Genomic DNA, 13,222 nt, shown 5'->3' on the forward strand with positions numbered 1-13,222 from the left:
GATAAAGAGATGAGAAAGTATAGAAATATATATATCGTGCTGAACTTGATCTTCTCGCTGATGCTGGGGGCTTGTTCGGATTTTCTGGAAGAGTCCTCGCAGGACGAGACCATCCCAACCACCACGACAGATTACAGCGAACTGCTAATGATGTATATGTATAAAACATCCAAGTACAATTACAACGTGCTTTACTATCTGGATGATGATTTAAAGGTTAACGAGAGTAAATTACCGACAGGAGATTATATTTGGGGGCCGGCAGCCCTAATCCGCACCTTTACCTGGCAGCCGGATATGTGGGAACTGGAGAATGGAGCCTCCCCGGATGACGGCTACGAGTATACCTACACACAAATCATGGGGATCAATGCTGTTTTGGACGGCGTGGGGGATGCAGTCGGAACACAACGGGATCGAGATCTGATTCGGGCAGAAGCATTGGGCTTACGTGCTTTCGGTTATTTCCGGATCGTGAATATGTTCGGGGAACCTTATAATTATAACAAAAAAGCCTTAGGCGTACCTTTAAAATTGACAGCCGCCCTAGTAGAAAATGGGATCGCCCGGAGTACAGTGGAAGAGGTGTATAACCAGATTGTAGCCGACCTGGAAGAAGCGTCCAAATTGTTTGCAAAACACCCGAAGACAAGAGGTAACTACCGGCTGAACGGGACAACAGTGGACATTCTACTAGCCCGGGCTTACCTCTACATGGAGGAATACGACAAAGCTATCACGGCAGCCACACAAGCCATTGAATCTGCCGAGGGACTAAGCGACTACACGAAGATGAGCCACGGGGAAAAAGAATTCAGCTTGGCTAGATACGATCTCTCCGAGGTGGAGTGGCTGTACGGGAGGACTTACATTGATCCGTCCTTGTGTCCGACGGGGGAACTACTGACCGGATTTACGGCAGGCGATAAACGTCGAGACTTTTGGTTCCCCGTTGACGCAACCTGGGTACACAAACAACTCTGTCCGGGAGAACTCGGCAATAATAGCGGTGCAAATACCCCGGGAAATGCCATCCGAATTTCGGAAGCATACCTAACGAGGGCAGAGGCCAGAGTGTTATCGCCCACAAACAAGGATGAGAGTGGGGCTTTGGCTGACTTGAACGAGTTACGTCGCCATCGTATCGTGGGTTACACGGACGAAACAAGCACGACGGGTTTATTGGAGAAAATCCGTCAGGAACGCCGCTTGGAATTGTGCTATGAGTTTCACCGCTGGTTCGACCTGCGCCGCTACGGGATGCCATCCATCAGCCGGGAGTTTAAACAACGACAGCAAGACCAATACAAGATCTATACCTTGAAGGAGAAGGACCCAATGTACACTTTACCTTTCCCGTTGGATATTGTCAACAAAAACATCCAGTTGGTACAAAATGCTTCCGCCAAAGCTCCGGAAAGAGAAGGCGTACTTAAATAACCATTTAATCATGTAATAGAGATGAAAAAAATAAATTTATATTTGATTACTTTATGTCTGTTCGGAGGCGTGGCTTGCACGGACGAGGATAAGGTGGGCGACGTGGGAACGTTACCACAGGATTATGTGTTACCGCAAGGAGAATCCCCGGCAGATGACCGGATCGTGGAGTATTACAACTCATATAAGAGTTATATCCTGTATGAATACACTCAACCAGATTTTATATACGGCCTATCACAAACCAACAACAGCTACATTTATGAAAAAGTTGATCCTTTATGCATGGATGTTGTATTGGATTTTTTGGAAGATATTTGGTTCGACCTCTATCTTACGGAGTTTCACGCAAAGTATATGCCTTATAAAATCATGGTGGCTAAATCCATGGAAACGACTTATGGCACACGGGCGTACGCAACCATGGGAAACGATGGCCAATCATTTTACGTGAATGATTGCTCGGAGGAATTGAAAAATTTGTCCGCAGAAGAGAAACGAGCCAAAAAGAACGAGTTGCAATTGTGCTTGTGGAATTACTGGCGCACCAAGGGAACTTTAGAGTTCCCGGAGGAATTTTACAAGGTGAGCGACTACACGCGGGCCGCCAAAGATTATGATCCCGAAAATCCGGATGATCCGGATTTTGCCTTGGCACGAGGTTTTATGCCAATGTGGTTCGCTTATCAAAATAAATACATCTTTGATTGGTGTTTGTATGTAAATTATCAAACCAAACTAGTAGATTCAGAGCAAGACTTGCAACATTTTATGTATGCCATGATCACCCGTACCGCAAGTGAATGGGGTGATTATCTCACGAAATACCCTTTACTAAAGCGTAAATATGACATATTACACAGCTGGTTTTTAACCAAATACAAAGTGGATTTAAAGAAAATAGGAGAAATCATGTACAATTAAAAAAATGGGGGTTCTACTCTCGGAATCCCCTTCCAACCAAGATTTGACAAGTGGTGGCTTAACAACACAAAAGAGCCACCTCAAGGGGGGTATTATGCCCAAGAAAAAGAGTTTGAATTGGAAGTATTATTAAATAAATCATTGTAACAAGTTAATTTAAAAGTTTATGGAAGAGTCGATCTTGAAAGTAGAGAGACTGTCCCATCGCTACAGCGTTCAATGGGCGGTGCGGGACATCAGTTTAGAAATTAGTAAAAACGGCATTTACGGCCTATTAGGTTCCAACGGGGCCGGCAAGTCAACGATGATGAATATCATCTGCGGTGTTCTCAAGCAAACAGAAGGAAGCGTCCATATCAAAGGGATCAATATGCGGGAGAACCCAGTAGCAGCCAAACGCCATATCGGCTTTCTGCCACAGCAACCACCGCTGCAAATGGACTTGACAGTGGAAGAGTATTTGGAGTATTGTTCCTTCATGCGTGACGTTCCCTCTAAAGAGGTAAACAAGGCTATTGATAAAGCTCTCGATCGCTGCGGTATCTCTCATTTTCGTAAACGAGTGATTCACAACCTTTCCGGTGGATACCAACAACGAGTGGGTATAGCCCAAGCCATCATTCATGAACCCGCCATAGTCGTGCTGGACGAGCCGACGAATGGTCTGGATCCCAACCAAATCGTAGAGGTACGCCACTTAATCAAGGATATTGCCCAAGATCGTACAGTAATCCTTTCCACCCATATTTTACCGGAAGTGCAGGCCACATGTGAATACATTCGTATGATCGAGCAGGGAACACTGGTATTCTCCGGTAGCGTGGACGAGTTTGATAATTATATCGTCCCTAGTACCGTGGAAGTATCACTGATCGCCCGCCCACCAGTGGAAGATTTACGATCCGGAATCCCGGGTGTACTTCAAGTGGAAGAATTAGGAGGAACAAGGTACCGCCTTCACTTTGCCGATGCACAGGAGGCATTGGAAAGGGTAGCCGAGGTGAGCGCAACCCGTGGCTGGCGGTTAAATGAATTGAACATGGAGAAAAGTTCGCTGGATGCCATATTTGCAGAGTTATCAAAAAAATAACGTAATCCATAAAGAAAAAGATAGAAATGAAAAAGATTTTCAAGATAGCAAAAATGGAGCTGCAAACGCTCTTTTATTCACCAATAGCATGGTTGATTCTTGTGATTTTTGCCTTCCAGACGGTAACAAATTTCATGGGGAATATAGAATCGTATGTACAATCCCAAGAACTGGGTTACCCGGTATCATCGATCACGACCAGATTGTTTGCCAGTCCTTGGGGTGGATTATTCACGACCGTACAAGGTTACCTCTACCTTTACATCCCACTTTTAACCATGGGACTGATGAGCCGGGAATTAAGTAGTGGTTCAATCAAGTTGTTGTACTCATCACCCGTGACAAATTGGCAAATTATCCTTGGGAAATATCTCTCGATGATGATCTACGGGTTGGCACTAATTTTTGTATTACTGGTCATCGCATTGTTCGGCTCTTTCACAATTAAAGATTTCGATTTTCCAATGGTTTTGTCTGGTTTGTTGGGTCTCTACTTTTTGATTTGCGCTTATGCCGCAGTAGGTCTATTTATGTCGAGTTTGACGTCATACCAAGTGGTAGCAGCTATCATGACTCTGGTTGTACTCGGTTTATTGAGTTACGTGAAAAATTTGTGGCAGGAATTCGAGTTAGTACGAGAAATCACCTACTGGCTTTCCATCTCGGGACGTTCCGGGGAATTTATTCGCGGTTTGATTTGCAGCGAAGATGTGATTTATTTCATCACGGTATCAGCCTTGTTCTTAGTTTTAACGGTAATCCGCTTACAAGCAAACCGCCAGAAAGCACCTTGGACAATGACGATCGGAAAGTACTCAAGTGTATTGTTGATCGCCAGCGTAATCGGATATTTCTCTTCCCGCCCAGCATTGATGACCTATTATGATGCCACGGCAACGAAATCAAACACGCTGACGGAGAATAGTCAAGACGTGGTGGCGAAGATGAAAGGCGGTTTAACAATCACGACATACGTGAATGCTCTGGATTTAAACGACTTGTGGACGGCCATGCCTGCACAGGTAAAGCAGGATCAAGAACGGTTCCGCCAATACGTGCGCTTTAAACCGGAAATCAAGATGAAATACGTGTACTATTACGACACGGTCATTGACCCTCGACAAGATGAGCGATGGCCGGATAAAAACACGCAAGAACGGTTCCAAGAGATTGTGAAAGGTTATCATTTGGACTCCACGATGTTCCTCGCACCGACAACCATCCGCAAGCAGATTGATTTGTGGCCGGAAGGCAACAGGTTCGTGCGTTTACTGGAACGGGAAAGTGGAGAAAAGACATTCCTGCGTGTATATAACGATATGTATCATCATCCATTCGAAACAGAGATCACGGCCGCTTTCAAACGTTTAGTGATGGAATTACCAAAAGTCGGATTCTTGACAGGCCACGGCGAACGGGACGTGAAAAAAATCGGCGACCGAGATTACAATACTTTCACTTGGGACAAACCCTTCCGTAACTCCTTGTTGAATCAAGGCTTCGATGTAGAGGAAGTAAACCTGAACAGTCCGATCCCGAAAGACATTAATATCTTGGTGATCGCCGAGATGAGAAGCGAACTACTCCCTACTCAAAAAACGAATCTAGATCAATATATCGCTCGTGGTGGTAATTTAATGATTTTAAGCGAACCCAAACGCAAGGAATATATGGACCCACTATTGGCCGAGTTTGGCGTAAAATTGGTACCCGGGCAACTGGTGAGCATCTCGGAAGATCACGCCCCCGACTTAGTGGTAGTAAAACCGACGAAAGAGGGACAAGAATTGATTTACCACTTCGATCAGATGGCTAAATTGGAGTATGTAGTGGTAAATCCCGGAGTGTCCGGTTTGGAATTTAACCCAGAGAAAGGATACAAGGCAATACCGCTATTCGTGACCGACTCGCTGGTGTGGAACGAAATGCAAACCACCGATTTCGTAGACGACACGGCCCGCTTGAATCCAGACCTAGGGGAAGTACAACAACGTTATAACACGACCTTGGCTCTAACTCGCAAGGTGAACGGAAGGACACAAAAAGTAATGGTATTTGGAGATGCAGATTGTATCAGTAACGGTGAATTGAGTTCCGGCCACAAGGGAATCCGGGCCAGCAACTTCACATTAATCCCGGGTAGTTTCTTCTGGTTGTCCGACGAAGAAGTACCTATTGACGTGCGCCGTCCAACCCCTCCTGATGACTTGGTTTATCTCAGCGAAAAAGAGGCCTCCACGTGGACAATTATTCTGCGATGGATCATCCCGGCGTTAATGATTATTTTGGCTTTCGTGATTTGGTTGCGTCGACGAGGGAGATAACGGAAATAAAGTAAAGCTTTAGATCAAATGGCGTGTGAAGCGAAACTCAATTTTAGCGACACACGCCAAATTTGAAATGCTTGTGAACTTCCCAAGAAGGAGGTCTGCTAAAATATTACAAAGTAAGTAGATCTATTGAAATAATATTCAGATAAGTATTCTTCTCCGACATACTTGAGGTGAACCCACGCTTCATCCTCGCTCGTGAGCGAAGATGTACCGAACTTGTACCGAGAGTGAAGCGAGAGTGTCTCCTATTTTCATCGACATTACAACAGATGTTGACCGCATGATGTTACAATTTCCTGCCATGCAATAAAAACTATTCATAATTTCACGTTTATAGCATCTGTGTCGCTTTATCTACGGTAACTTCAAATACCCTAGTAAGAAAGGGAAATTTCTTTTTCATATATTCATATTCATCACCAGAACTGATATATCGAGCCGTTCCCGTGACAATAAAACCTGTTCCCTGATAATCCTTATAGCCTAAAACTTCTCTACTACCTAATGCCAGTTTTATTTTGTTATTCACATTAACATTCTTTTCAGTCTTCCTAAAACCGTAGGCTGGGATGAGAAGGCGTTTGTCATCTGTAACCACGATATAAGAATTCCATGTATTAACAATATGAGGTTCAACACCCCATGACATAACAGTCACAACACCTTCATGTTCTAATACATCGAAGAATTTTTCGGGTAATCTTTTGTTTTCGTTCATATTTTTTTCAACTTGATTATTTTGTCTGGATATATTTACTTATTCTAATATGTACGTATCAAAAGGCTTTTTGTTACTTTGCCCATGCAAAATTTAACTTCGTCGTTCAAGATGGGATTCCTCCTATTCTCCCCAAGTCGACATCAATCCGGTATCTTCACTTTCTTTGGTTCTTCATGCTGAAACCGCTCAAATTCCCGTAATACTAATACCATATCATTAACGAATTCATCACTACATCCCTTTTCAATCGCAGTCTGCAAGTACGTCTTTAATGTCGCTATCGCACACACGTCTTTTCCCGTCAAAACAAATGCCGGAACATCCTCCGTTAAGCATTTATGCAGAACTTGATGTTGATCTTTCATTTTATTTCAATTTATTATTTACTATATGCGAAGATACGACATCTTTAAGTTGTTATCGCCATCCGACACCACAAAAACAGTATTTTATAAAACATCATTATTCTCTTCCCCGTAGAAAAGCAATAAAACATAAAGTATTATGAAACACATCACTACACTCATCGCATTAGCCCTAGTGCTAGGCTCACTAGCGCCTCTTACCGCTCAAAACAAAATGACGGCAAAGGAAAAACGTACGCAAACCAGACAAGAGCGTAAAATCGCTCAACAAAAAGTAAAAGAAGAATTGTACCAAGACGCTGTTCGTGCTTTAGAAAACAACACGTTCGTACTAGAGGCCAATCGACTGATCTTCAAGCGAGGTAGATCGGCAAATGTCAGTTCAATCAAAAATTTCATTTCCATGGCAAACAAAAAAGCCACGGTGCAAGTAAGTTTTGACACCCCTCGCCCACTTCAAAACGGGTTGGGTGGTTTTACCGTAGAAGGCAATGTTTCAGACATCCGGATGAAAAAGGATAAAAAAGGAAGTATCATTTATAGCTTTCTCGTCCAAGGAGTCAGCATTTCCGCACAAGTCAGCCTCACCCTTCACCGGGGTTCAAATAATGTATCGGCAAACATCTCACCTTCATTCCACTCCAATACACTCACCATGACCGGAGAATTAGTGACACAAGAAAAAGCTCGTGTCTTTGAAGGATTTAAACGTTAAATCTACATCTGATTACTTTTAAAAGACAATGTTTTTCGAAAATAACAAAGACCCTTTTCCGATTCTAAGTAAAGAACCAAGAAAAGGGTTTCTTTTATAAAGACAAAATAAATAATGAAAATCTCACTTACTGTTTTTTTGTGTAAAGTACTAAAAAAAGAAATTTATTAATATACATTTGCAGAAGGAATTCCGGTCGAAACGAGAAAAAAGCTTTAACTCATGGAGAAAAGTGAAAAAGAAATAATAGAACGCTTGAATGCAAAAGATAAACAAGCATTCGAATACGTCTTTATCCAATTTTACAACTCATTGTGTTATTTTGCAGACAAATATGTCTGCGATAAAGAAGCAGCTCAAGATATTGTTCAGGAAGTCTTTACCTGGTTTTATGAAAAAAGGAACTCTTTTGACAGTTTACTAGCTGTTAAATCCTATCTTTACGGAAGCGTGTATAACAAAGCAATAAATTTTTTGAAGACCAACCGGAACCAAGCTGCAATTCGGGAAAAGATGAAAAACTTTCTTTCCGAGGAAGATAACAGTTATGAAGAATTTCAGATTGAAACAGAGGTATTCGAGGAAATATTTCAAGCTATTGAAGAACTTCCAACCGAATGTAAGCGCATCTTCAAAATGAGTTACATTGAAGGGAAAAGTACGAAATCAATTATGGAAACTCTAGAGATCGCTGAATCCACGATAAAGACACAACGCCAAAGAGCAAAGAAAATACTGAAAGACAGGCTAAAACACCTTTACCCTCTGGCTGTCGCAATTTTTTCTATAAATTAATTCATTTTTTTGTCATCCTTTTTCCTTTTCATTTGCTTTATAAGAAAAAGAAAAAATGAAATTAGCCGAAAGAAAAAAGATAGCGCACCTGATGTTTCTCTCTCTCTTTGACTTGATAGACGAAGAGAAGCGGTCGGAATTAAATAAATGGTTGAAAAAAAGAAAAGAAAATCAAACACTTTTTCAACACCTAGAAGATCCTGCTTATCAATCACAACATTTTTCAAGATACACACAATTCAACGCTATTGAAGGATGGGAAAAAGTAGAACCTCGGTTAAAATCAAAATCCAATAACCGATTCTATCGTTTATTACCTTATGCTGCAATCTTAATTCTATGCATCGGAATTATTACCTTTTTACGCACAAATTCCCCTCAAACGAACATTCCCGTATCCCTGCATAAAAACATATCGAACCCTACAGTCCGCTTGGTAATGGAAGACGGAAATACGCTGGAATTAAACACGACAGATTCCTCTCAAAGACTTGAACACGAGGATTTCAAGAGCGATGGAAAACAACTTGTTTACAAACATACAGAATCCTCCGGCTCTCCACGTTTCCATTTACTACAAGTGCCCAGAGGTGGAGAATATGCTCTGGTATTGGCAGACGGAACACGAGTATGGTTAAATGCGGAAACTGAATTAAGTTATCCCAGTTATTTTTCAGGAAAAGACCGAAGAGTCAAGCTAAAAGGAGAGGCTTATTTTGAAGTCACCGCAGACACTTCCATGCCTTTCATTGTTGAAACAAAACATTTACAAATCAACGTTTTAGGGACCTCATTCAACATTTCAGCTTATCCCGACGAATCGCACCATGCAACACTCGCCAAAGGAAAGATCAAAGCAATATATGAAGAGAAACAAGTGATATTATCCCCCGGAGAACAAGCCTTATTAACAGATTCAGGCATGATCGTACATGCGGTCGATATCGCCACTTATACAAGTTGGAAAGAAAGAAGGTTCGTATTCAAGAATAAACCCTTACAAGAAGTTGCCCGGGATTTGGAACGCTGGTATAATGTTCGCCTCACTATTCGTCAGGATGCTCAACCAATACGTTTAACAGCAAATTTACCCAAATACGAAAATATAGAGAAAATATTACATATCATCGAAAATATTGCCCGTGTAAAATGTGAAACAAATGATCAAGAAATTATTATAAAACCAGAATGAAAAACAGGAAAGTATTAGCACTACTTCCCTGTAAGTAATCAATTAATTCCCTATTGGCGTAGGGTCATATTATTAATTCAAACACAAAGTTATGAAAAAGAATCAAGAATTTGATGTTGGAAGAAGTTCCAGCATGATAAAAAAGATTTGCGTGATGATGAAATTAGTCGTATGCTTACTGACATTGGGCTTCTCAACCGTAATGGGCAGTACCAATGCACAAGTGAAATTAAGTTTGTCGCTGACAAACGCAACACTACCGGAAATATTCGAAGAGATTTCCCGACAAACTGGTTATCACTTTGCATATAGTGATAACCTGCTGGAAAAACAACAACGAATAACGATCTCTTTTAATCAAACTGATCTGGATGTTGTTTTACAAACTTGTTTAAAAGAAACAGGATTAGGCTACCGTGTAGAAGACAAGATCGTCATGATCTCGTCCAAATTCGCCTTACCTCAGGAACAGGATACCAAACGGGAAATCCGAGGTATGGTACGGGACAAGGAAGGTCTACCTCTTCCGGGAGTGACCGTTTTAATTAAAGGTACCACTCAAGGCGTAGCCACACACCACGATGGAACTTTTGGTTTTATGCTCCCCCAAAAAGGAAAAACGACACTGGTATTTTCATTTGTCGGTATGCAAACACAAGAAGTTGTTGTTGACGAAAAAGACAAATTAATAGAAATTACACTAGAAGCCGCCTCCGAGGATCTTCAAGAAGTAGTGGTCACTGGATATTCATCCTTACCCAAAGAACGCGCGACAGGATCTATCAACGTTATTTCAAAAAAGCAATTGGACAAACCTACAACAAACTTTGCTTCAAGGTTAATCGGAACAACTGCGGGATTGGCATCTACTCTTGATTCGGAGGGGAACCCAACTTTTGAAATACGAGGACAAACGTCCCTATACGCAAACGCACAACCCCTGCTTGTCGTTGACGGCTTTCCCGTGGAAGGTGGTTTTAACAGTATCAATCCGAATGATGTTGAAAGCGTTACGATACTAAAAGATGCTGCTGCCGCCTCTATTTGGGGAGCCAGAGCCGCCAACGGGGTTATCGTAGTGACCACAAAAAAAGCCGAAGCTGGTAATCGGTTGAAAGTAGAACTAAGTGGCTTCGTAAAATTCAGCCCAAAATTGGATCTCAATTACGTTAATCCTTTGGCTAGTTCTTCCGAAACAATAGATTACGAGCAAATGGCTTTTGACCGTTGGAGTACCACCCAGAATAACGGTAATCTGCAACGAGATTATTACATGGCTTATTCTCAAGGGTTAACAGCATTAAATGAATACCGTCTGGGGAATATCACAGAAATTGAGAAAAACGATATTTTAAATGCCCTCCGCAAGAATGACAATCGTGGCCAAATCAAGCATCATATGCTGGTCGTACCTCTAAGCCAACAATATAACCTTACCGTATCAAGCGCTTCACAACGTAGTAGCAATATATTCTCTTTTATGTTCTCTGACCATCAATCCCAATTCAAAAATACGGATTCACAAGAATATATGCTAAACTACCGAAATTTTGCCAAGATCACGAAATGGATGGACTTCTCCCTTTCCGGAATGTTACATTATAGCAAAGACAATAATAACGGTTGCTCATTAGCCACGATCCAAGCTCTTTCTCCCTATGATATGCTGATAGACGAAAACGGAGATTATCTGAATGTTATTAACGATTATTACCAACCTATCATTGAGAACCAAGTCCCTGTTGAAAAATTCCCTTATTCAGACTGGAGTTATAACCCTCTTTCAGAAATGGATAACCGTGATCTTACCACGCAAAAACTAAATATTCGTTTGCAGGCAGGAATTACCTTGCAATTATTGAAAGGACTTTCTTATGATGCGAAAGTACAGTATGAAATTTTACAAGACGAAAGCCGAAATCTATACAAAGAAGGTTCATATTACGTCAGGAATCTTGTGAACACATCATCGACATGGAATAAGACCGACGGAACCGTCACCCCGAACCTGATGAAAGGAGATATACTCGAAGAGCGTCAAGTCCGGACAACCGGGTATAATTTCCGTAATCAACTGAATTTTAGTAGAAGATTCGACAAACATGAAATCGATGCTATCGCCGGAACAGAGATAAGCAATACAATTATCAAAGGAACTGCCTCCCCGACTGTTTACGGGTATAATGATGATCGGTTAACAGTAGGAACATTCCCCAACGGGACAACCGTGAAGGACTGGATGGGCTATAACAAAACATTTTACTACACGCCCAGTTATTCTTATCTGACTAGCCGATACTTCTCTCTATATGGCAATGTCGCATACACATTCGATAGCAAGTACACGTTATCGGGTAGCGTCCGCACGGATGCCTCGAACTTAATCACAGACGATCCCAAATACCGTTATTCGCCATTCTGGTCAATAGGACTCCGCTGGCAACTCTATCGGGAAAAATTCATGACAAGTATCGAGTGGTTGGATCGCCTAACTTTACGTGTAACCTATGGTTATAACGGTAACGTAGATAATAGTACTTCTTTTAGACCCTTGATTTCACTACAATCTACCCCGGACCTTTACACGAACGAGAACGTAGCCACTATCGTCAGTTTCGGTAATCCGACTCTCCGTTGGGAGAAAGTAGGGACTCTCAATATCGGATTTGATTATTCCATATTTGCTGGGAAACTACTCGGGAAACTGGATTATTACCGGAAAGACGGGAAAGACTTACTAGCTAAAATTTCTATCCCTTCCATTAACGGGACGACCAGCCAGAAGTTTAACAATGCTGCCATGCAGAATCATGGTATCGAATTAGAAATCGGAACCACACTTGCCATCACAGAAAATATAGAATGGCAAGGCAATCTGAATTTCGCTTGGAACCGTAACAAGATCACAAAACTATTCAAACAGAATTACACTTCTTCCGACCTAGCTTACGGAGACGCCACCAGTGCCTACGTAGAAGGAAAAAATTCACAAACTTTATGGGCTTACAAATACGCAGGAATTCATAATGTAGGAACCGCAGAATCTCCGGATTGGCAACCCATGGTGCAAGGTCCAGACGAAGACACCCTTTTCGCTTTTGCAGACGGATTTCCCAAAGGAGATGCCACAACCTACATGCTAGACATGGGCACGAAAGTAGCACCCTACACGCTAGGATTTACCAATCAATTCAAGATTTACAATTTTGATTTTTCCTTTATCATCACGGGCAAATTCGGCCATGTATTCAACCATCATTCGTTTAACTACCCGGATGTCAGCGCAAAGGCATTACCCAACGCCAGATATTCAGAAGTTCTGAATTGTGATCCGATGAAGATGTTACCGTTACCCCAAAACGACGTGGAAAAGACGTATAGCACATGGTTTCCCATGTACAAGAGCCTGGACTATCTAGCAGATAAGGCGAATCACGTTCGTCTACAGGAAATCAACCTGACCTACCATGTACCGGCTAAATTATTAGCAAAAATCGGTATTTCCTCTTTACGTCTCTACGCTCAAGCTAACAACTTGTTCGTGATTACTAATAACAAATATGATGAGGACCCGGAAACACCATTAGGGACTTATCGTTTGCAGCCTCAATACACTTTTGGATTTAAGTTAGATTTCTAAAACAAGA

Annotated in this window: 10 protein-coding genes; 8 read left to right on the forward strand and 2 right to left on the reverse strand. The window is 41.8% G+C overall.

Annotated elements, in window-relative coordinates; translation table 11 throughout:
- Positions 1–9: 9 nt before the first annotated feature.
- The 4 genes from F1644_RS08905 to F1644_RS08920 all read left to right on the forward strand — a co-directional run bounded on the left by F1644_RS08905 (position 10) and on the right by F1644_RS08920 (position 5,778).
- Entirely contained in the window at positions 10–1,440 is a 1,431-nt protein-coding gene (locus F1644_RS08905; RefSeq protein WP_118305156.1) for a RagB/SusD family nutrient uptake outer membrane protein, read from the forward strand.
- 21 nt (positions 1,441–1,461) lie between these two features.
- Complete coding sequence (locus tag F1644_RS08910; RefSeq protein ID WP_118305155.1) at positions 1,462–2,364, forward strand: hypothetical protein; 903 nt, start codon at positions 1,462–1,464, stop codon at positions 2,362–2,364.
- Positions 2,365–2,530: 166 nt separating this feature from the next.
- The gene (locus F1644_RS08915; RefSeq protein ID WP_087422654.1) at positions 2,531–3,454 is read left to right on the forward strand and encodes an ABC transporter ATP-binding protein; all 924 of its coding nucleotides are present in this window, start codon (positions 2,531–2,533) and stop codon (positions 3,452–3,454) included.
- A 26-nt stretch (positions 3,455–3,480) separates the two neighbouring features.
- Positions 3,481–5,778 carry a Gldg family protein gene (locus F1644_RS08920; protein WP_118305154.1) on the forward strand — a complete coding sequence of 766 codons (2,298 nt, stop codon included), beginning with the start codon at positions 3,481–3,483 and terminating at the stop codon, positions 5,776–5,778.
- 340 nt (positions 5,779–6,118) lie between these two features.
- Here the strand turns inward: F1644_RS08920 and F1644_RS08925 are convergent, their stop codons facing one another.
- Together F1644_RS08925 and F1644_RS08930 are read right to left on the reverse strand one after the other, a co-directional pair.
- On the reverse strand, positions 6,119–6,505 hold the full coding sequence (locus tag F1644_RS08925) for a pyridoxamine 5'-phosphate oxidase family protein (protein ID WP_118305153.1): 387 nt from the start codon (positions 6,503–6,505) through the stop codon (positions 6,119–6,121).
- Between the two features lie 143 nt (positions 6,506–6,648).
- Complete coding sequence (locus tag F1644_RS08930) at positions 6,649–6,873, reverse strand: hypothetical protein (RefSeq protein WP_087422657.1); 225 nt, start codon at positions 6,871–6,873, stop codon at positions 6,649–6,651.
- Positions 6,874–7,012: 139 nt separating this feature from the next.
- Between F1644_RS08930 and F1644_RS08935 the strand changes: the two genes are divergently transcribed.
- From F1644_RS08935 to F1644_RS08950, 4 genes are all read left to right on the forward strand, one after another.
- Positions 7,013–7,588 carry a DUF4251 domain-containing protein gene (locus F1644_RS08935; protein WP_087422658.1) on the forward strand — a complete coding sequence of 192 codons (576 nt, stop codon included), beginning with the start codon at positions 7,013–7,015 and terminating at the stop codon, positions 7,586–7,588.
- A gap of 222 nt (positions 7,589–7,810) precedes the next feature.
- Entirely contained in the window at positions 7,811–8,383 is a 573-nt protein-coding gene (locus F1644_RS08940) for an RNA polymerase sigma factor (RefSeq protein WP_209279557.1), read from the forward strand.
- Between the two features lie 151 nt (positions 8,384–8,534).
- On the forward strand, positions 8,535–9,575 hold the full coding sequence (locus tag F1644_RS08945) for a FecR family protein (protein WP_158571954.1): 1,041 nt from the start codon (positions 8,535–8,537) through the stop codon (positions 9,573–9,575).
- Between the two features lie 91 nt (positions 9,576–9,666).
- Positions 9,667–13,215 carry a SusC/RagA family TonB-linked outer membrane protein gene (locus F1644_RS08950; RefSeq protein ID WP_118305150.1) on the forward strand — a complete coding sequence of 1,183 codons (3,549 nt, stop codon included), beginning with the start codon at positions 9,667–9,669 and terminating at the stop codon, positions 13,213–13,215.
- Positions 13,216–13,222 lie beyond the last annotated feature (7 nt).

The organism is Butyricimonas paravirosa (assembly GCF_032878955.1).
GTDB classification, from domain to species: domain Bacteria; phylum Bacteroidota; class Bacteroidia; order Bacteroidales; family Marinifilaceae; genus Butyricimonas; species Butyricimonas paravirosa.